Consider the following 20,211-nt stretch of genomic DNA (forward strand, 5'->3'; position numbering starts at 1 on the left):
CATATAAAAAATCCTGTCGGTGATTTCTCACCAACAGGATTTGTCGAACAACCTGAATAATGAAACTAAGGGTTGCCTTTAAGGGCAGCCTTTTTTATTTTCAGAAAATTTTCAAAATTTTGAGCAGAATAATTGGGAAATCGGATAAAATCTGTTACTATAACTCTATCGTGAAAACGATGAATGAAATGAAAAGGAGAATTGTTATGAAAAAAACAACTAAAATGTTAATGTCCAGTTTATTAGTGGCGGTAGGTTTAGCAGCTTGTGGTAGCAATTCATCATCTACTTCAACCAATGCTGCAAATCGCTTAACAATGACAACCTTTGGTGAATTAACTACATTAGATAGTGCAGATTATGATGATGTTCCAAGTTCTGATATGATGGGACAAATTTTTGAAGGATTATATCGTGTAGCAGCGAATAATAAAGTTGAATTAGGAATGGCTGCTCAAGAACCAAAAGTGAGTGAAGATGGTTTAGTCTATACATTCACATTACGTGATGCAAAATGGTCAGATGGATCTGCTGTAAAAGCACAAGACTTTGTATTTACATATCGTAAATTAGTGAATCCACAAGAAGGACATGTAGCGCAATCAGCGGATGTGTTCAAAAATGCGAAAAAAATTCGTAGTGGAGAACTACCAGTGGAAGAATTAGGCGTGAAAGCTCTTGATGATAAAACATTAGAAATTACGCTTGAAAATCCAGCTCCATATTTACCAAAATTATTAACGGGTTCACGTTTCTTACCACAATCTGAAGCAGTAGCTCAAAAATTAGGGGACCAATATGGTTCAAATGTTTCAAATGTAGTCGTAAATGGACCATTCAAATTAGAAGGATGGACAGGTTCAGAATTAACTTGGAAATTAGTGAAAAATGCGGACTACTGGGATGCTAGCAATGTTGCTTTAAACGAAGTAACAGTGAATGTATCTAAAGAAGTAGCAACTTCTGTTCAATTATTTGATTCAAAACAAGTTCAATATACAACGATTAGTGACCAATTTGTGGATCAATATAAATCTCAACCAACATTCCATGCGCAACCAAAAGCAACAATGGGATATATGAATTTTAATACATTGAAACCAACAACAGCAAATCAACACTTCCGTCGTGCCATTGCGATGGCTTATGACAAACAAGCATTAACAAATAATGTCTTAAAAGATGGTTCAATTCCTACGACAGGATTAATTCCAAAAAGTTTTGCAACAAATGAAGCAACTGGAAAAGATTTTGTAGATGAATCAGGTGATTTCTTGAAATTTGATGTACAAGAAGCTCAAAAAGAATGGGAATTAGCGAAAAAAGAATTAGGGGTTAGTGAAGTAACCGTTACTTTATTAACTTCTGATACAGGTACTTCAAAACTTGTCGGAGAATATTTACAAGCGCAAATTCAAAAGAACTTACCAGGTGTAACCTTTAAATTACAACCTGTACCATTGAAAAACCGTTTAGAATTACAACGTGCAAGCGACTTTGATATTTTCTATGGAACTTGGGCTCCAGATTATCAAGATCCATTGAACTTCTTAGAGCAATATATTACAGGCGGCGGTATTAACTTTGGGAAATACTCAAATGCTGAATATGATAAAACAGTAGATGCTGTGAAATCTACTTATGCGACTCAACCAGAAAATCGTTGGAATCAAATGCTAGCTGCAGAAAAAATTATTATGAATGATGCAGCAATAGCTCCAATTTATCAAGCTTCTCAAAGTTATTTATTAGCTGAAAATGTAAAAGGATTTGAAGTGTTACCATTTGGACGTACAATCAATTTACGTCAAGCAAGTGCGCAATAATAAAAGTATTAAAAAACTTGAGTGATGTGAGTCACTCAAGTTTTTTTGTCATATGATAATAAGAATGTCCGCTTAATAGTTTTGTACTAGTTGCCGTATAGCCTAGTTTTTGATAGAGCTGATACGCTTTATGATTGATTTCTTCGCAATTTAGAGCGATGACACTAGCACCTTGTTGCTTTGCTAAGCTCTCAACGGCTTGTAATAATTTCATCCCAATGCCCTTTCTACGGTGATTTGGATGTACCGAAAGGATATCAATATACCATTCTCCAGCTTGTGTTTCAGAATCTTCATAGAGACGAATGGAAGAAGGGATATCGTAAGCTTCGTATAATTGATAAAATGGATCGTCAATTTTTGGTTCGAGATGCCCATGGTATCCAAAGATGGCTCCTGCAACAGTTCCGTGTTCGATATAAACGAGTGTATTCGTTAAGCTGTAGCGAAAGTCCTCTTGTAGCATGGCTTCTTCTAGCATTGTATGAAGGATGCTAGGCGAGACTTTTGTTAAAATTGGTAATTCCATATCTTCCATAATCGTTTGGATGAGTGGTATAATTTGCGTTCTTTCTTCAGGTAGTGGTTGTCGTATCATAGTTTCCTCTTATTCTAATTGCGATTTACGGTATGCGAGTGGAGTCATACCGAGTTTTTGTTTAAATTGTTTTGAAAAATAAGCCTGCGTTGAAAATCCTACAATGGATGCAATTTGTGACATCGAGTAGTTCGTTGTAGAAAGCAATACCTTACTTTCCTCAATTCTGATATCTGCCAAATATTCCATTGGAGTTTGCCCCATTTCATTTTTAAAACTGTGAGAAATATAAAATCGACTTAAATGGGTTAAATCTGCCAAATCTTGTAAAGAAATTTGTTCTCTATAGTGCGTTTTTAAATAATGTTTGATGAGGCTAATATCTTTTGTTGTTTTATTAATTGGACTTACATCAATTTCAAAAGATTTATTGCGTAGAATTTTAATGAGCAATATTTCTAATAAATTATGACAAACTAATTCATAACTCATTGAATGATTCGTTGCTTCTGTTACCATGGCATTTAAGTATACTAAAATGTCTTTTTGTTCATCACGTAAGTTAAAAAATGAAAAAGGTTGTTCAACATTTGTTTGCGTATTAAAAAAGTTAGAAAAAGAGAGTCCTGTAATCCCTAATACAATATATTCGAGAGGTTCTTCTGGTGAAGAAACTTCTGTATGTTCAACTTGTGGATTGATAATAACAAAATCTTGTGCTTTTACAGGGAAACGTCGATTTTCAATGATAAATTCTCCCTTTCCATCTAATACATAAAATAATTCCATAAATGGATGGGAATGAATCGTGCTGTGCCAGTCGCTGTCATATTTTGATTTTGTAATTGATTCTAAATGGAAGGATAAACTTCTCATATTCGACTCAATTACTAAATAACGTTCATTACTCATACTTTTCACTTCCTTGTCTGTTACTTTCATTATACTTGAAAGCGCCTTATTCATCAATTGTATTTAGGAAAAGATAGACAGTTTCGTTGACGATATTCTAGAAAACAGGTATGCTATTTTCTGGTAGAAAGGAGTGCATGGAAAAGGTTTCGTCAATCGAAGAGGCAAACCACAACAAATCAGAGTAGAATACATTGCGTTAAGTGCCAAACGGATGGGATGTTGCCGATTGGACGAAAAAGAGAATTCTTTGCGGTAGTGTATTCGCATTCGCTGCATTTAATGACAGACCATTTATTAAATGGAGCAGCTCTTTATGACAGATAAAAGGAGATGCTAATATGAACAAACAAACACCATTAACACGAACATTAACGGTAACGGCATTAATGATTGCCGTGCGTTTAATCATTGAGATGATTCCATCGATAAAAATGGGAAATCTCGTACAAATCGGATTCGGATTTATTGGAGCAGCTTTGGCTGGGATTATTTTAGGACCTTATCGAGCAGCTGTTGTAGGATTTTTTGTAGATATTTTAGGGAACTTCCTAAGAGGAGAAGCAAGTAACTTTTTCCCTGGTTTTACTTTAACGGCTGTTTTAGGTGGATTAATTTACGGTTATTGCTTGTATCGTAAAGAATTATCACTTCAACGTATTTTTGTGACGGTACTCATCATTACAGTTGTGATTAATTTAGGATTTAATTCACTTTGGATTTATATGATGACACAAAAAGCTTTCTCAGCATTTATGGGAATTCGAATTTTGAAAAATATCATCAGTTTACCGTTGAACACAGTGATTTTATATGTGTTGTTTCGTAATAAAACCATGCAACAGATGATTGAGAAATATCGAGTATAGGCGTATACTATTCTTACAATAAGGAGGGATAGCCATGCCATTTATTCATATTGAAATGTTAGAAGGACGTACACGTGAACAAAAAGAAGCGCTTGTCAAAGAAGTGACAGAAGTTGTTTCTAAAAACACGGGAGCTCCTACAGAACATATTCACATTATTATTCAAGAAATCAAACATGAAAACTTAGGGCAAAACGGTCAATTACGTGGCTAATGCCTAGTGAAAACTTTAGATGGGGAATTCCTGTCTAAAGTTTTTTTATTGTCTAAACCGGTATCCAATCGACAAATCTATCGCAAAAAATAGCCAGCAAAAGAATTTTTCGGATTTTATAAAAATGTTTTCAAAAAATAGTTGACGAACTAAGTGTGTTAAGCGTATAATACAGTCAAAGAACAAAGTGTATTAATGCATTAACACAATAGTACAAGGAGGGGATGAAATGTTATGATCCAATTTGATAAACGATTGCCGGTATATGAACAGATTATTGACTATGTTAAAAAGCAAATTGTATCGGGTGAATGGGAATTAGGAAGCGAATTGCCCAGTCGAAGAGAATTTGCTAGTCAACTTCAAGTCAATCCGAATACTGTTCAAAGGGCATTTCGAGAAATGGAGGAGATGGGATTGATTTCGACAGGAAATAATGTCATGAGTCGAGTGACAGATAATCCCCAATTAATTGGGCAATTAAAGCAAGAAATGTTACAAGAAGCGATACAAATATTTGCAGATTCGATTTATTCATTACATGTTTCGAATGAGGAAGTCATAGAACAGTTGGAACAAGCGATGAAGAGAAGAGGGGGAGAATAGCATGTTAGAAGTGAAACATTTACATAAGAGATTTGGTAACAAAGCCGTATTAAATGGGATTTCTTTCACAGCAGAACGTGGAGAAATTACCGTATTAATCGGAGTGAATGGGATTGGGAAAACAACGATTATGAATATGATCATGGGATTAATTCCAATCCAAAAAGGGGAAGTAAGTATTGATGGACAGGTGATCAAAGGAGATCGCTCGAAGAGGTTAGCGTACATTTGTGATCAAATTGTCGTCAATAAAGGCGAAACGATTTTTGAAGCGATGGCTTTTATGAGAACTTTTTATCCGAATTGGAATGATGAGAAAGCAAAAAAATTATTGCATTTCTTCAAATTCAAAGGGAATGAAGTGATTCAACAATTATCGAAAGGGAATGTTGCGAAAGTTAACTTGTTATTAGGCTTATCCCTAGATGTTGATTTCGTATTAATGGATGAACCATTTTCTGGAATTGATATTTTTTCAAGAGAACAAATTGTACAATTATTTACTTCAGATTTATTAGAAGGAATTGGAATTATTTTAACGTCTCATGAAATCGAAGATATTGAATATATTGTTGATAAAGCCATTTTATTAGATGAAGGAAAAGTAATTAAAGAATTTTACGCAGAACAAGTGCGTGAAGAAGAAGGTAAGTCCATTGTAGACGTGATGAGGGAGGTATATCAATCATGAAAAAAATTTTTAATTTATGGTTGTATGAGTTGGGAAAAAGTAAATTTATGTTAGGATTTCTAACGATTGTGTTTTTTGTCATTCAAGTGGCAGTTCATTTTATTCGTATTTTAAGAATAGAACCTAAAAATCTTAATGTCGAGGACACAAGAAGTGTGACGGATTTAGTGCAATCGAGATTGGGAATGAATTTAGCGCTGATGGCAGCCTTTATCATTATTATCATTGCTTCTGTTTATATTTGGGTAAAAGAATTTCGTAGTAAGGGGAATTTTATTAATCGATTATTCATTTTACCAGGGAATCGAATGCAAGTGTATTTTGCAAAATTTTTAACGATTTTGTCCTACATTTTAGTACTTCAAATAACACAATTTCTTATTATTGGAGTGAATAAGGCGCTATTGATCTGGAGATTCCCGGTTTTAGCAGACCAACTTCATTACACGGACTTCTTAAATTCGGGTTCAATGTTACAATATTTATTACCGTTAAATGGAACTGCATATTTGTATTGTATGGCATTTTTAATGGTTGTTATTGTTTTCTTCTTCCAATTTGCGATTTTAGAAGAAGGGTTGAAAGCCTATGGTTGGGCATTGATGGTGGCATCTTTAGTGGGTTACTTTGCTATTTGTTGTGGTATTTTAGCAAGTTATGTTCAAGTGATGATACACTTATCGCTTACTCAAACGGAGCAATATTTTATGACAATGTCTTATGCAGTTGGATTTATGGGCATTCATTGGTTAGTCGATTATTATTTATTAGAACATAAGGTCAGTGTTTAATGGGGGTGAGAATATGAAATCAATTAAATTTGCATGGGGATTACTCGTAATTGTTGTTGGTTTTCTAGTTTTAGGAATCGGGAATATGGTTTGGACGTCAATGTCCGATGCTCCTTACACCATAGAATCTTCAGCAGAAGGTAATCAATATTTAAAAGGGACAGTTTTTGAAGTTGGAAAAGAAGGCGAAGGAAAAATTAGTAATAGTGTTTCGACATCAGCCATTGTGGATGGAAAAGTGAAAAAACTATTCCAAACATTAGGAACTTGGAATGGGCAAGCGAGAGAACAAGCGATATTAAGTCGTATTCCTCTTTTAGAACGTTCATTACTTGTCAGTCATAGACATGTATTACAATTAGACAATTCTTCACTATTTTATGATATTCATTGGGCTTCATATTTTAGTAATACTGGAGACTTTACATTTAATTATGCGATGTACTCGAATGAAAATAAACGAATCATTGAAAAACAAATTCCAATTCATTTAGATTCATCATTTGGCTGGGGAGAAGAACCAATCTTCCAACGTAAGGGAAAAGAATTAGGAGTCATTATTCCTTTTGTAGAAAGAAAATCGAGTGAAAGAAAATTCGTGAAGTTTATTGTATCTTTTGAAGAAGGTACTGTGAAAGATGTGGGAGAATTAACACTTGAAAAAGAAGGTTTATGGATTAATGCAGGATTCGGAAATCGTTCTTATAATCCAGAAACAATTGTGTTTAATGTACTTCCTTTAAAAGATGGACCAAAATCTTCTGAAAAACCAGAGGAAGATGAGTATTATCAATATGATTTATTTACAAATACATTCCGTAAATTGGATACTACTTCACTAAAAAATTCAGCAAGCTTCTACATTTCAGGTTCTCAAATTTATGCAGTAGAAACAACTCATCCAAGAGTAAGTGGCAGAAAATCAGGAAGAGAGCATGCAACTGAACGTCCGGAATATATTGCGGCTAAAGACCGTCAAGCAGAATTAGAAACAGTGTATCGTGCTACAGCAGACTTATCTTTAGAAAAAATTGGCACACTTCAACGTGATCCATATTCAACAGAAGAACTTTTAAACAAAGATACATTTGTCTATGTTGGACTCGATCAAGGTCAAAATGCACTTCGAGTATTTGATTTGAATAAGAAAGAAGAAGTTTTCTCAGCAAAAATTACACCAAAAGCTGATGCGAAGTTATATTTTCAAAGAAAACGTGAATATGTGATTTACTAATGGATTGTAAATATAGTACAATCAAAGTAATAAATAGGGCAGTAGTTCAAAAAGGAAGACGCCTTTCTAGTAATAGAGAGGAGATGACGGTGCGACTCCGTTCGACTATTTATTGACGGCACTCCGTATGGAGTGCCTTTTTTGTTTTACGGTTTCAATTAACAAACAATGAATATGGGGAAGGAATATTTAAATTCTAGAACTTAAAGTTTGATAGTTAACTAATAGCATTTTTCAAAATTGAAATATTTTAAGAATCATGTTTTATAAAAAGTGTTACGGTTGAATACGATTGATTTGTTATAAATTTATTGAACTTATTGCTATTTAAAGTAAATATTGTATAATTAGCTTGCTTATAGTTTTAAGGAGGAAATCTTAAGCAGTAATTATTCGTAACATCGTATTTAATCTTTTATGTAAAGGCTTTATTTGATTTATATTTATAATAAAAATGGAAAAGAGGATTTTTTATGACGGAATCAGAGAACAATATTGTGAATGAAGAAGTAGTAATGGAAGAAAAAGAAAAGAACGCAGATACAACTTTTGAATCTACTGCTTCATTTGATGGAAATCAATTATTGCAAAAAGCACAAGCGATATTTAAGAAAAAGAAAAAAGAAGTAATTGGAGCTTTAGTAATTCTTGCAGTGGCTCTTGTAGCATATTTTGGATACAGTTATTATAATTCACTTCCAAAAAGTATCATAAATGAAGTTAAAGTAGATTTCACCGGATATGATGAATCTGGTAATTTAATATATAATAGTGATGAAATTGCATCTTTAGTAGAAGAAGCAGTTTATAAAAAAGCAGGACTTGATAAAGATCAAGCTAAGGCATTAACGAAAGATGATCCTGTAGCTTATTCTATGCTTGCACAAGATAGAAAATTATCATTAAAGTTAATGAAAGCTGAATCCATGCTTAAGACGATCCATTATGAATTTAATAAAACGAATAATCTAAAAAATGGAGAAGAAGTTACATTTACAATTACAACTAGTTCAAAAAATTCTCCAATTAAAGCAGAAAAGAAAACTTTTAAAGTTCAAAATTTAAAAGAATATGAAAAAGTTTCTGCAGAAAACTTGTTAAAAGAAGTGACGGTCACTTTCTCTGGATTTAATGGATATGGTACAGTTTCATTTGGGAATAGTATTAAAAATTATTTCCAATTAAATACAAGCGATAGTTATTCTAATTTAAAAAATGGGGATAAAATCACTTTAACCGTAAATGACAGTTATATTAAAACTTTAAAAGAAAGTGGAAAAATTATTGATAATAAAAATGTAGACATTACAGTTTCTGGATTAAAAGAAATAAAAGATATCAAAAATTTTGAAGATTTAATCAAGAAAAATGATGATTATGTTAAATCAGAACATAAAAATGATTCTTATGATACTTATACAATAGAATCTCAAGGAAGTTATATGAGAATCAATGTAAATAATTACGACAAGGGAAGTATTTCTTTAGTTACTATTTATAAAGTAACAAAAACTGATAGTAAGGATAATAAATCTGTGAAATATAAATACTACGGTTACTCAGCATATCTATTAAAAGATGGTAATTTAGATATAGACACAGCTTCTAAAATTTCAGATCATTGGGGAACTAAAGATTTAGAAGGATTAAGAGCTCAACTATCTTCGGATGGATATAAAGTATATGAAGGTAAAAAAGAGTAGCTATTTAATCATTACAATTTTACCCTGATTCTAGTGTTTCTTCTATGTTTTGTGAAAGATGTATAAAGGGAAAACTTTATAAAATAGCGATAATAACCTTGAGGATAGAAAAAGGAGGAATTCAATATGGCAAAAGTAAATTATGAAGGACCGGAACAATTTAGACCATTAGGAGCGTGGGAATATTTTGGATATTCCATTCTTTACAGTATTCCACTGATAGGGTTTATTATGATGATTATTTTTAGTTTTAATGATTCAAATATCAATCGCCGAAACTTTTCAAAATCATTCTTTTGTGGATTTGTCGTGTTTATCGCTGTAATCGCGTTATTTGGTGCTACAGGATTTTTTACACACTTGTCGAATCAATAATTTAGAAATTATCGTTAACAAAAAAGAGCATTCCGTTTGGGATGCTCTATTTTTCTTGTAAATGTGGACTTGGTAATAGTCGGTTTACAATCATCGCAATCACTGCTCCAATTAATGTATCTAATACTCGCTGAATTGCATATTCTACATTCACAGCTGCTTCAATCGTATAAAAAATCACTAAGAAAGTTGCTGATGAATTAATGACAGCAGTTTTATTGAATCGATTGCAAAATAAAATTAATAAAATAATTCCGAGAGGAACTAATAGTAAGTCTGTGTAATCTGGAAGAGTAAAATGTTGATACGCTTGAAGAAGGATAATGGCTAATACCCCGCCGGACATGTTTCCGAAGAAACGAGCAATTCCGAACTTCCAAGTTTGTTTATGATCCGTTCTTAAACTAAATACTGCCGATAACACAGCTAACATTGGAGAACCACGATGGAGTACCTTAAAAAGTACAATACAAATAAAAGCTGATACAGCTGTTTTGAAAGTTCTTAGTCCAATGTGAAAAGGATTTTGTTGTTGATTAGGCACACTTTCACCTCGTTGTTTAAAATTCTTGAATATCATATCATAAATTGTATAAAGCGACAACGAGTAAGAATGTCGATTAAAGTCAGATTGAAAATGTAATTAATTTTATAAAAAACATGGAAAATTCAAGCGTAAAATTAAGGTTTATGATAGAATTAGAGGTATGTATAGAAAGTGGTGTTGCTGTGGGAAGACGAAAATCAATCAAATGGAAATCGCATATGAAATTAGGGGTTAAGAGATTGACGTTAGGAATCGTTTTAGTATTCGTAGCGATTTGTAGTGTGATTATTATGGGGACGTTACAGTTCCAAGAAACAAGACAAGACCCTACAGAAATTGCACACCAACAATTTATTCAAACGCTTGTCCCGTCTTCTCAAAAAGCATACCAATTATATAAAGTTTTACCGAGTATTAGTTTAGCTCAAGCTATATTAGAGTCTGATTGGGGAGAAAGTGGACTTTCGAAGGACTATTATAATTTATATGGGATGAAAGCTGGTGCTGCAGAACCAAGTGTCCAATTAGAAACGAGTGAATTTATCAATGGGCAATGGATCACCATTATGGCACCTTTTCGAGTTTATAATAGTTGGGCAGAATCCGTGGAAGCTCACGCTAAGTTATTAACGTATGGAGTGGACTGGAATCCTAAACTATATGAGCCTGTTTTAAAAGCAAAAAATTATAAAGAAGCAGCACACGCCCTTCAAAAAGCAGGATATGCTACAGATCCAACTTATGCACAAAAAATTATTACGGTCATTGAAACATATCATTTATCACAATATGATCAACTTCATGAAAAATCTGTAAAGGAGTAGAAAACACATGAGTCAATTATTACCAGGAAGTATTATTGGAATTATTGGTGGAGATTCTCAAATTTCATCCGTTATTTTAATGGCGAAACGTTTAGGGTATCGTGTTCACCATTTCCGCGAAGAAGATGAACCAAGTGTTTTATTAGCAGATAAAGAAGTGATTGCTCGTTATTCTAATAAACATGCATTATCAGATTTTGCCATGCAAGTGGATACGATTTATGTTTTAACAAATCAAATTGAAATAGATACGATTATCGCCTTAAGTGGGAAAACTCGTTATTATCAATCGTTTGAATTAGCAGAAATTTCTCAAAATCGTATGGTTGAAAAGTTATTTTTAGAAGAACATGCGATTAATGTAGCACCTTATGGAATGATTACAAGTATTGGTGAATTACCAAGTTTACTATCAAGTATTGGTTTTCCTGCTGTATTAGAGACAAATCGTTTCGATAAAAAACAAAAGGAAATGATGATTTATGACCATGATATGGATGATCATGTATTTCAATTAGTAGAGGAACAATCTTGTATGGTGACAGCTTTTGTTCCTGGACAACGTCATTTTAGTTTAACGATTCTTCGAGATTATGAAGATCACATTACGATTTTACCGATTACGGAAGATGTATATGTAGATGGAAAATTAAAATATTCAATTGCCTCAAAACGAATGAATCCTGAGTGGGTTGGAGAGCTTCGTACAATTGCATCAAAAATTATGCGTTCTATTTCAGGATCTACTCTAGTATCGATTCAAGTAGTAATGGCAAAAAGCGGTATTTTCTATGTAAAAAAAGTGAATCAATTACCGTTACTTCAACATCAATTTAGTGCTAGACAAATTCCTCAATCGTTTAGTGAAATCATTTTACGATTGGCGACAGGATTAGGTGTATTAGAAAGTGGTCTGATTGAAGAAGGGTTAATTGTTCCAATTTATCAAGAAATGTTAGAAAAAGCGCATGTTTTAACGGTTTTAAAACCACACTGGGAATTTGAATATTTCCAAGTTGAAGGTGGAAACCTCCAAGAAGCAGTCGGAGTGATTCGATTAACAGGCGCTTCAAGTGTGGATTTAGTCAATGAATTAGAATTAAGTGGATTACATGATTAAGATTATATAAGAGAAGAAAGGATGACTTTGTGAGTATTTCGGCGAAATTACTAGAAGAAATGAATGAACGTCAAAAAGAGGCGGTTCAACATACTCAAGGCCCATTGTTGATTATGGCAGGTGCTGGTAGTGGGAAAACGAGAGTATTAACGCACCGTATGGCGTATATTTTAGCAGAAGAAGAGGTTCATCCTTGGAATATTTTAGCGATTACCTTTACAAATAAAGCAGCACGTGAAATGAAAGAGCGGGTGAGTCAATTAGTTGGCCCGCAAGCAGAAGATATGTGGGTATCGACTTTCCACTCGATGTGTGTGCGTATTTTAAGAAGGGATATCGAATTATTAGGCTATCAACGTTCTTTTACAATTTGTGACCCAAGTGAACAACAAACGGCAATGAAACGAATTTTAAAGAAATTAGATATTGATAGTGAAAAATATGATTATCGCATGATTTTAAATCGAATTAGCCAAGCAAAAAATGATTTAGAAGATGTAGAAAAATTTAGCGAAAAATATACGGGATATGTGGAACAAATCATTGCGAAATGCTACCGTGAATATCAAAAAGAGTTAGCGAAAAGTATGACGCTAGATTTTGATGATTTAATTATGTTGACGGTACAATTATTCCAAAAACATCCGGAAACATTGCAGTATTATCAACAAAAATTCCAATATATCCATGTGGATGAGTATCAAGATACAAACCATGCTCAATATCGATTAGTAACGATGTTAGCGAAGAAATTCAAAAATATTTGTGTCGTTGGGGATGCAGACCAAAGTATTTATGGTTGGCGTGGTGCTGATATGAGTAATATTTTAGAGTTTGAAAAAGATTATCAAGACGCAAAAGTTGTTTTATTAGAACAAAATTATCGTTCAACAAAAACGATTTTACAAGCAGCGAACCATGTCATTGAGAATAATGTTAATCGTAAAGTGAAGAAATTATGGACTGAAAATGATGAAGGACAACCGATTACGTATTATCGTGCTCAATCGGAACAAGATGAAGGACGTTATGTATTGTCACAAATTCAAAGTCTATTAAGAGATGGATACCACTATGATGATTTTGCGATTTTATATCGTACAAATGCACAATCTCGTGTGATGGAAGAAAATTTATTAAAATCGAATATTCCATTCCGTTTAGTCGGTGGGCAACGATTCTTCGAGAGACTAGAAATTAAGGATTTACTAGCGTATTTACGTTTAATTGTAAATCCTCAAGATGATTTAAGTTTTAGAAGAATTGTGAATAGTCCAAAACGAGGGATTGGTGCTACTTCTTTAGCGAAGTTATCGAATTTTGCTGAGGTATATCAATTCTCATTATTAGAAGCCTGTTTGCAAACAACATTATCACCTTTATCGGGAAAAGCAGCAAAAGCTTTAGAAAAATTTGCTACCACTATTGAAGATTTGAGAAAAATGCAAGAATTTCTATCAATTAGTGAGTTTGTAGAACAAGTGATTGAAAAAACAGGATATCTTGCCTCTTTAGAGCAACAACATACAATGGAAGCTGATGCAAGAATTGAGAATATTCAAGAGTTTATCTCAGTGGCAAAACAATTCGAACAAGACAGATTAGAAGAAGAGTCAGAAGATTCGCCATTATTACAATTTTTAACAGATTTATCTTTAGTTTCTGATGCGGATAGCGATGAAGGAGATGGACGTATGGTAACATTAATGACCCTTCATGCTGCTAAAGGGCTAGAGTTTCCAGTTGTATTTATTATCGGATTAGAAGAAGGGATTTTCCCAAGTTTAAGAAGTATGATGGAGAGTGACGACGATGTGGAAGAAGAACGTCGTCTAGCGTATGTAGGAATTACTCGTGCAGAACAAAAGTTATATTTAACAAATGCGTATTCTAGATTGTTATATGGACGTACACAAACGAACCGTCCATCGAGATTCATTTTAGAAATTGGTGAAGAATTATTTGATTCTAACCAACCGAAATCGTATGGTAGTGTAAGTAGGGAAACTGCTTCATTTGTTTCGAAAACTTCATCATCGGGTTCATTATTTGATAAATATCGTGCGAAATCTCAGGCAACTGCTTATCAACCAAAAGCAGTTCAGCCTTCTAGCATTCAACCGGTACGTAAACAGACAGTTGCTGTTAGTGATGGAGCTGCCTGGAAAGTGGGCGACAAAGTCATGCATAAGAAATGGAATGTTGGAACAGTCGTTAAAGTAACGGGTGAAGGTACGAATCAAGAAATTGATGTTGCTTTTGCAGGAATGGGTATTAAACGATTATTAGCAAGTTTTGCCCCAATTGAAAGAATAGAGGAGTCGTAAATGGATACTTCAGTAGAACAAAAAATCCAACAATTAAGAGAACAATTGAATCGTTGGAGTCATGAATATTATGTTCAAGATCGTCCAACCGTTACGGATCATGAGTATGATGAAGCGTACCATGAACTAGTGCGATTAGAAAAAGAAAATCCAAAATTGATTACTCCAGATTCTCCAACGCAACGTGTTGGTGGAGTTGTGCTAGACAGTTTTGAAAAAGTTACCCATCAAAATCCTATGTTGAGTTTGTCAAATGCATTTTCAAAAGAAGATTTACAAGCATTTGATGATCGAATTAAAAAATTAACGAATCGCACGATTGACTATGTGTGCGAATTGAAAATTGACGGTTTATCTGTAGCACTAACGTATCAAGAAGGTCAGTTAGTTCTAGGCGCTACAAGAGGAGATGGGGTAATAGGGGAAGATATTACGCATAATATTAGAACCGTTAAATCTGTTCCTCTTTCACTAGAACAACCATGGTCGATTGAAGTTCGTGGGGAATGTTATATGCCAAAGAAATCTTTCCAACAATTGAATCAATCAAGAGAAGAAGAAGGCTTAGAAGTATTTGCCAATCCTAGAAATGCAGCTGCAGGAAGTTTAAGACAATTAGATTCTAAAGTGGCAGCTAGTCGAAATTTAGCAGTATTTCTATATCAAAGTCCTAGTGTCGAAGCTTTAGAAGTAGCTTCTCAAATCGAATTGCTAGAAAAAATGCAAGCATTAGGATTTGTGACGAATCAAGAAAGAGCGCTGTGCCATTCGATTGATGAAGTGTGGGCATTTATTGAAAAAATGACAGTGGAAAGAAATAACCTTCCTTATGAAATTGATGGAATTGTAATTAAGGTTAATGACTTTAAAGTGCAAGAAGAAATAGGATTTACCGTAAAAGCTCCAAAATGGGCTATTGCTTATAAATTCCCTGCTGAAGAAGCACAAACGATTGTGCGAGATATTGAATGGACAGTAGGACGTACGGGAGTAGTGACTCCAACAGCCGTGATGGATGCGGTATTTCTTGCGGGAACTACAGTGAAACGTGCTAGCTTACATAATGTGGATTTAATTCGAGAAAGAGATATTCGAATTGGAGATACGGTGGTCGTTCATAAAGCGGGAGATATTATTCCTGAAGTCACTCGAGTGATTTTAGAAAAACGTCCAGATGGGGTAGCGCCTTATGAATTTCCTAAAAACTGTCCTTCTTGCTCGAATCCACTCGTTCATTTAGAAGAAGAGGTCGCTTTAAGATGTATGAATCCAAAATGTCCGGCTCTTTTAAAAGAAGGCTTAACTCATTTTGTATCTCGAGATGCGATGAATATGTCTGGAGTGGGAACAAGAATCATTCATCAATTATTTGAAAGTGGTTTGGTTCAAGATGTAGCAGATTTATATCATTTAACAATGGAACAATTATTAACACTTGATAAAATTCAAGAAAAATCTGCGCAGAAAATTTTACAAGCGATTGAAACGAGTAAACAAAACTCGTTAGAGCGTTTATTAACAGGCTTAGGCATTCGAAATGTTGGTTCAAAAGCAGCGAAAGATTTAGCGATGCATTTTGAAACAATGGAGAACCTTCAGAAAGCGACCGTGGACGAATTGGTTGCTATTGAAGGATTAGGGTTAGTCATTGCTCATAGTGTTTTGGCTTATTTTAACCAAGAAACTGTTCAAGAAATGTTAGAAGAACTAAAAACAGCAGGAGTTAATATGACTTATTTAGGAAAAGCTAACTCAGCTCATTTTGAAGACTCACTTTTAGCTGGAAAGACAGTTGTATTAACAGGAACGTTAGAGCAAATGACAAGACAAGAAGCTAAAGAAGCCATTGAATCTTTAGGTGGAAAAGTGACAGGTTCCGTTTCTAAAAAAACAGACCTTGTCATTGCAGGTGCTCAAGCAGGAAGTAAATTAACCAAAGCAGAATCTCTAGGAATTTTAGTATGGGATGAAGAACAATTTAGAACAATGATTGAAGGAAAGGAAGACTTATGAAGAAGAAAATCATCACTCTAGCTAGTGTCACAGTGATGTTATTAGCAGGGTGTGCAAATATTAATCAAGCAACTCAAAAAAATGTTGAAACCGAATCTTCTCGTTCAAAAGTGGTGCAATCAACGACGAATCAATTGTCGAATCAATACTATAGAGCGTTGATTACAAATGGAAAGTATCAAGTAAGTAAAACTCGAGGAGCAACATTAAGTTTAAATACTGGATTCAATTTAAGAAATTTTGAATCAGGCTTAATTGAATTATCACGTGCAGTTTTTCCAACGAATCAATACTTTTTTAGAGAAGGACAAGTCATTGATTCTACTACTACGAATCAGTGGGTGGCTCGTAAATCAGAAAAAAATCCAGATGGATTAAATCCAGAAGATAATGGCGAGACAGATGCAAGTAAGAGAAATCCTTATTATTTGGCGCAAATTTTAGAACAAGATTTTATGATTCAAACGGAAAACAATTATGAACTTGGAGGTATTAGTATCGGTCTTGCGATGAATTCAGTGGATTATTATACAGCTGGAGATAAAGATGCAGAACAAGAAATTTCTAATGATGCAATGTTAAAACAAGCAAAATCGATTGCAAATACTGTATTAACTCGTTTGCGTCAAAATGATGCGCTAAAGACAGTGCCGATTGTGTTTGGGATTTTTAAACAAACTCCAAAAGACGATATTGGTGGTGGAGTGTATATTTTAGAAGCGACTTCTGTTGAAGGAACTGAAGTGACAAATTGGACAAATATGAATCAAAAAGTAGTGGTACTTCCATTAGTGGACGGCAATCCAACAGAAGAATCATCTGCTTTTGAAAACTTTAGAACAGAAGTTCAAAACTTCTTCCCGAATTTATCAGGAGTAACCGCAAAAGTTTATTATCAAGAAAATGCGCCTAAAAAAATGGTTGTTAATATTATGACTCAATTTTATGGAGAATCAGAAATTATTGCTTTAGCGCAACATGTAACAGATGTTGCGAATAAATACTTACCAAAAACAACACCGGTAGAAGTTCGTATTTCATCGATTAATGGTATGGAAGCATTCTTAATGCAAGATACAACTCAAGGTGTGTTTACGTATCATGTTTTTGATTAAAGATTGACATAAAAGGTACGTGCCTTTTACAATAGAAACGAAAGAAAAGTAGAAAGTGAGGAACAGTCATGGCAATTGAAGAATCAGAAGTACGTCACGTTGCAAAATTGGCGAAATTATCATTTGCAGATCATGAGATTTTACATTTCACAGAGCAAATGAGTGATATCATCGATATGGTAGAACAATTAAAAGAAGTGGATACAACAGGAGTAGAAGTGACAACTCATGGATATTCATTAGTGAATGTTTTACGTGAAGATGTGCCGGTAAAAGGAACAAATCGTGATTTATTAATGAGAAATGTAAAAACAAGCGAGGATGGATTTATCCAAGTACCTGCAATTATGGGTGAAGGAGAGGAGTAAGACGAATGAGTTTATTAGAAAATCAAACATTAGTAAGCTTGCATGAAGGTTTAGTTCAAAAGAAATTTACTTCTCAAGAATTAACAAGTGCAACATTTGAAAAAATTCAAGCAGTAGATGATAAAGTTGGAGCTTTCTTAGCGTTAAATGAAGAAGAAGCAATGGCTCAAGCAAAAGCTGCGGATGAAAAAGGTTATGATTCAACTCTTTCTCTTCAAGGATTACCGATTGGGATTAAAGATAATATTGTAACTCGTGATTTAATCACAACAGCTGCAAGTCGTATGTTGGAAGATTTTAATCCAATTTATGATGCGCATGTAATGGACTTGTTGAAAAAAACAGGTGCTGTTAATGTCGGAAAATTAAACATGGATGAATTTGCCATGGGTGGTTCGACAGAAAATTCTTATTTCAAGAAAACTAGAAACCCTTGGGATTTAACAAAAGTTCCTGGAGGATCTTCAGGTGGTTCTGCAGCAGCAGTAGCAGCTGGAGAAGTGTTAGCCACTTTAGGTTCTGATACAGGTGGTTCGATTCGTCAACCTGCAAGCTTTACAGGAATTGTAGGGATGAAACCAACATATGGTCGTGTATCTCGTTATGGATTAATTGCCTTTGCATCAAGCTTAGACCAAATTGGACCATTAACTCGTACAGTTAAAGATAATGCATTAGTATTAGAAGCAATCAGTGGATATGATCACCGTGATTCTACAAGTGTGAATGTACCTGTTCCAAATTATTACCAACAAATTAATGGGAATATTAAAGGATTAAAAATTGCTTTACCAGTAGAATATTTAGGAGATGGAATTGACCCTGAAATTCGTAAAGCAGTCTTAAAAGCAGCTGAACAATATCGTGCATTAGGAGCAACGGTAGAAGAAGTGAGCTTACCTCATTCTAAATACGGTATTCCTGCATACTATATTATTGCTTCTTCAGAAGCGTCTTCTAACTTACAACGTTTTGACGGTATTCGTTATGGACATCGTTCAGCTGAAGCGAAAACTTTAGAAGATTTATATGTTATGAGCCGTACTGAGGGATTCGGTATGGAAGTAAAACGTCGTATTATGTTAGGAACATTCTCATTAAGTTCTGGTTACTATGATGCATACTTCAAGAAAGCAGGACAAGTTCGTACATTAATTAAACAAGATTTTGCGAATGTATTTGCAAACTATGATTTAATTTTAGGGCCTGTAACGACTTCAACTGCATATGGAATTGGAGAAAGAAATGATGATCCAATTGAAATGTATATGGCTGATTTATTAACAGTTCCTGTAAACTTAGCAGGACTTCCAGCGATTTCTGTACCTGCTGGATTCTCTAGCGAAGGATTACCAATTGGTATTCAATTAATCGGAAATTACTTCCAAGAACAAACCATTTATCAAGCAGCATTTGCATTTGAACAAGCAAATGACTATTACTTAAAACAAGCAAACGTATAAGGAGGAAAATAAGATGAATTTTGAAACAATTATTGGGCTAGAAGTTCACGTAGAGTTAAAAACAGATTCAAAAATCTTCTCTCCTTCACCAGCTCATTTTGGAGCAGAGCCAAATACAAATACAACAGTAATTGACTGGGGTTATCCAGGGGTACTTCCAGTTATTAATAAACGTGCAATTGAATTTGGAATGCGTGCTGCATTAGCCTTAAACTGTGAAATTTCACAACATACAAAATTTGACCGTAAAAACTATTTCTACCCTGATAATCCAAAAGCATATCAAATTTCTCAATTTGATTACCCAATCGGTCATGATGGATGGATTGATATTGAAGTAGAAGGAAAAACAAAACGTATCCGTATCGAACGTGTTCACTTAGAAGAAGATGCGGGTAAAAATACTCACGGAACGGATGGCTTCTCATACGTAGACTTAAACCGTCAAGGAACTCCATTAATTGAGATTGTATCTGAAGCGGATATGCGTTCACCTGAAGAAGCCTATGCTTATTTAGAAGCATTACGTCAAATTATTATGTTTACAGGCGTATCAGATGTGAAAATGGAAGAAGGATCGATGCGTTGTGATGCGAATATTTCTCTACGTCCTTATGGTCAAGAAAAATTCGGTACAAAAACAGAGTTGAAAAACTTAAACTCATTTAACAATGT

At 34.1% G+C, this 20,211-nt stretch carries 20 protein-coding genes and 1 riboswitch; of the genes, 17 read left to right on the top strand and 3 right to left on the bottom strand.

Translation table 11 applies throughout. From position 1 onward, the window contains the following. Positions 1-206 precede the first annotated feature (206 nt). Positions 207-1,826: a peptide ABC transporter substrate-binding protein gene (locus tag RWZ86_RS05555; protein WP_314680544.1), complete on the top strand. Its 1,620-nt coding sequence runs from the start codon at positions 207-209 to the stop codon at positions 1,824-1,826. A 31-nt stretch (positions 1,827-1,857) separates the two neighbouring features. Here RWZ86_RS05555 and RWZ86_RS05560 read toward each other — a convergent pair whose 3' ends face one another. Together RWZ86_RS05560 and RWZ86_RS05565 are read right to left on the bottom strand one after the other, a co-directional pair. After that, complete coding sequence (locus RWZ86_RS05560; RefSeq protein ID WP_314680545.1) at positions 1,858-2,424, bottom strand: GNAT family N-acetyltransferase; 567 nt, start codon at positions 2,422-2,424, stop codon at positions 1,858-1,860. A gap of 9 nt (positions 2,425-2,433) precedes the next feature. Next, positions 2,434-3,276, bottom strand: a complete 843-nt coding sequence (locus RWZ86_RS05565; protein WP_314680546.1) for an AraC family transcriptional regulator — start codon at positions 3,274-3,276, stop codon at positions 2,434-2,436. 178 nt (positions 3,277-3,454) lie between these two features. Continuing rightward, positions 3,455-3,554, top strand: a riboswitch (THF riboswitch). A 63-nt stretch (positions 3,555-3,617) separates the two neighbouring features. Between RWZ86_RS05565 and RWZ86_RS05570 the strand changes: the two genes are divergently transcribed. From RWZ86_RS05570 to RWZ86_RS05605, 8 genes are all read left to right on the top strand, one after another. Next, the gene (locus tag RWZ86_RS05570; RefSeq protein WP_314680547.1) at positions 3,618-4,145 is read left to right on the top strand and encodes a folate family ECF transporter S component; all 528 of its coding nucleotides are present in this window, start codon (positions 3,618-3,620) and stop codon (positions 4,143-4,145) included. Positions 4,146-4,179: 34 nt separating this feature from the next. Beyond that, complete coding sequence (locus RWZ86_RS05575; protein ID WP_227931913.1) at positions 4,180-4,359, top strand: 2-hydroxymuconate tautomerase; 180 nt, start codon at positions 4,180-4,182, stop codon at positions 4,357-4,359. 234 nt (positions 4,360-4,593) lie between these two features. Further along, a complete protein-coding gene (locus RWZ86_RS05580) occupies positions 4,594-4,965 on the top strand; it encodes a GntR family transcriptional regulator (RefSeq protein WP_314680548.1) in 372 nt (123 codons plus the stop codon). 1 nt (position 4,966) lies between these two features. Further along, a complete protein-coding gene (locus RWZ86_RS05585) occupies positions 4,967-5,656 on the top strand; it encodes an ABC transporter ATP-binding protein (protein ID WP_314680549.1) in 690 nt (229 codons plus the stop codon). Then, positions 5,653-6,447, top strand: coding sequence for a hypothetical protein (locus RWZ86_RS05590; protein WP_314680550.1), 795 nt, complete (start codon positions 5,653-5,655; stop codon positions 6,445-6,447). The genes RWZ86_RS05585 and RWZ86_RS05590 overlap by 4 nt, the downstream gene beginning before the upstream one ends. Positions 6,448-6,460: 13 nt before the next feature. Further along, a complete protein-coding gene (locus RWZ86_RS05595) occupies positions 6,461-7,681 on the top strand; it encodes a hypothetical protein (RefSeq protein WP_314680551.1) in 1,221 nt (406 codons plus the stop codon). 473 nt (positions 7,682-8,154) lie between these two features. Continuing rightward, entirely contained in the window at positions 8,155-9,384 is a 1,230-nt protein-coding gene (locus tag RWZ86_RS05600) for a hypothetical protein (protein WP_314680552.1), read from the top strand. A gap of 126 nt (positions 9,385-9,510) precedes the next feature. Beyond that, positions 9,511-9,759 (top strand): hypothetical protein, encoded by a 249-nt coding sequence (locus tag RWZ86_RS05605; protein WP_314680553.1) that lies wholly within the window; start codon positions 9,511-9,513, stop codon positions 9,757-9,759. 46 nt (positions 9,760-9,805) lie between these two features. Here the strand turns inward: RWZ86_RS05605 and RWZ86_RS05610 are convergent, their stop codons facing one another. Further along, on the bottom strand, positions 9,806-10,303 hold the full coding sequence (locus RWZ86_RS05610) for an aromatic acid exporter family protein (RefSeq protein WP_314680554.1): 498 nt from the start codon (positions 10,301-10,303) through the stop codon (positions 9,806-9,808). 146 nt (positions 10,304-10,449) lie between these two features. On the opposite strand from RWZ86_RS05610, the gene RWZ86_RS05615 reads away from it, so the two are divergent. The 8 genes from RWZ86_RS05615 to gatB form a co-directional block, all read left to right on the top strand. Then, positions 10,450-11,130, top strand: coding sequence for a glycoside hydrolase family 73 protein (locus tag RWZ86_RS05615; protein WP_314680555.1), 681 nt, complete (start codon positions 10,450-10,452; stop codon positions 11,128-11,130). A gap of 7 nt (positions 11,131-11,137) precedes the next feature. Next, entirely contained in the window at positions 11,138-12,250 is a 1,113-nt protein-coding gene (locus tag RWZ86_RS05620) for an ATP-grasp domain-containing protein (RefSeq protein WP_314680556.1), read from the top strand. Positions 12,251-12,279: 29 nt separating this feature from the next. Beyond that, positions 12,280-14,577: a DNA helicase PcrA gene (gene pcrA / locus RWZ86_RS05625; RefSeq protein WP_314680557.1), complete on the top strand. Its 2,298-nt coding sequence runs from the start codon at positions 12,280-12,282 to the stop codon at positions 14,575-14,577. Further along, the gene (ligA, locus tag RWZ86_RS05630) at positions 14,578-16,590 is read left to right on the top strand and encodes an NAD-dependent DNA ligase LigA (protein ID WP_314680558.1); all 2,013 of its coding nucleotides are present in this window, start codon (positions 14,578-14,580) and stop codon (positions 16,588-16,590) included. It abuts the gene before it with no gap. After that, positions 16,587-17,705 (top strand): CamS family sex pheromone protein, encoded by a 1,119-nt coding sequence (locus RWZ86_RS05635; protein ID WP_314680559.1) that lies wholly within the window; start codon positions 16,587-16,589, stop codon positions 17,703-17,705. The genes ligA and RWZ86_RS05635 overlap by 4 nt, the downstream gene beginning before the upstream one ends. A 68-nt stretch (positions 17,706-17,773) precedes the next feature. After that, positions 17,774-18,073, top strand: coding sequence for an Asp-tRNA(Asn)/Glu-tRNA(Gln) amidotransferase subunit GatC (gene gatC, locus RWZ86_RS05640; RefSeq protein WP_314680560.1), 300 nt, complete (start codon positions 17,774-17,776; stop codon positions 18,071-18,073). A 5-nt stretch (positions 18,074-18,078) separates the two neighbouring features. Continuing rightward, positions 18,079-19,536 carry an Asp-tRNA(Asn)/Glu-tRNA(Gln) amidotransferase subunit GatA gene (gene gatA / locus RWZ86_RS05645; RefSeq protein WP_314354016.1) on the top strand — a complete coding sequence of 486 codons (1,458 nt, stop codon included), beginning with the start codon at positions 18,079-18,081 and terminating at the stop codon, positions 19,534-19,536. A 13-nt stretch (positions 19,537-19,549) separates the two neighbouring features. Beyond that, a partial coding sequence (gene gatB / locus RWZ86_RS05650) for an Asp-tRNA(Asn)/Glu-tRNA(Gln) amidotransferase subunit GatB (protein WP_314680561.1) occupies positions 19,550-20,211 on the top strand: 662 nt, incomplete at its 3' end.

It is taken from the genome of uncultured Granulicatella sp. (genome assembly GCF_963545075.1).
Lineage (GTDB): Bacteria > Bacillota > Bacilli > Lactobacillales > Aerococcaceae > Granulicatella.

Excerpts from the sequence above, each read along its gene's own strand:
- RWZ86_RS05615 (WP_314680555.1), top strand. The coding sequence starts at position 10,450 with ATGATAGAATTAGAGGTATGTATAGAAAGTGGTGTTGCTGTGGGAAGA.
- RWZ86_RS05605 (WP_314680553.1), top strand. The coding sequence starts at position 9,511 with ATGGCAAAAGTAAATTATGAAGGACCGGAACAATTTAGACCATTAGGA.
- RWZ86_RS05555 (WP_314680544.1), top strand. The coding sequence starts at position 207 with ATGAAAAAAACAACTAAAATGTTAATGTCCAGTTTATTAGTGGCGGTA.
- RWZ86_RS05585 (WP_314680549.1), top strand. The coding sequence starts at position 4,967 with ATGTTAGAAGTGAAACATTTACATAAGAGATTTGGTAACAAAGCCGTA.
- RWZ86_RS05600 (WP_314680552.1), top strand. The coding sequence starts at position 8,155 with ATGACGGAATCAGAGAACAATATTGTGAATGAAGAAGTAGTAATGGAA.
- RWZ86_RS05565 (WP_314680546.1), bottom strand. The coding sequence starts at position 3,276 with ATGAGTAATGAACGTTATTTAGTAATTGAGTCGAATATGAGAAGTTTA.
- ligA (WP_314680558.1), top strand. The coding sequence starts at position 14,578 with ATGGATACTTCAGTAGAACAAAAAATCCAACAATTAAGAGAACAATTG.
- RWZ86_RS05590 (WP_314680550.1), top strand. The coding sequence starts at position 5,653 with ATGAAAAAAATTTTTAATTTATGGTTGTATGAGTTGGGAAAAAGTAAA.
- RWZ86_RS05575 (WP_227931913.1), top strand. The coding sequence starts at position 4,180 with ATGCCATTTATTCATATTGAAATGTTAGAAGGACGTACACGTGAACAA.
- RWZ86_RS05635 (WP_314680559.1), top strand. The coding sequence starts at position 16,587 with ATGAAGAAGAAAATCATCACTCTAGCTAGTGTCACAGTGATGTTATTA.
- RWZ86_RS05580 (WP_314680548.1), top strand. The coding sequence starts at position 4,594 with ATGATCCAATTTGATAAACGATTGCCGGTATATGAACAGATTATTGAC.
- gatC (WP_314680560.1), top strand. The coding sequence starts at position 17,774 with ATGGCAATTGAAGAATCAGAAGTACGTCACGTTGCAAAATTGGCGAAA.
- RWZ86_RS05570 (WP_314680547.1), top strand. The coding sequence starts at position 3,618 with ATGAACAAACAAACACCATTAACACGAACATTAACGGTAACGGCATTA.
- gatA (WP_314354016.1), top strand. The coding sequence starts at position 18,079 with ATGAGTTTATTAGAAAATCAAACATTAGTAAGCTTGCATGAAGGTTTA.
- RWZ86_RS05595 (WP_314680551.1), top strand. The coding sequence starts at position 6,461 with ATGAAATCAATTAAATTTGCATGGGGATTACTCGTAATTGTTGTTGGT.
- RWZ86_RS05560 (WP_314680545.1), bottom strand. The coding sequence starts at position 2,424 with ATGATACGACAACCACTACCTGAAGAAAGAACGCAAATTATACCACTC.
- RWZ86_RS05620 (WP_314680556.1), top strand. The coding sequence starts at position 11,138 with ATGAGTCAATTATTACCAGGAAGTATTATTGGAATTATTGGTGGAGAT.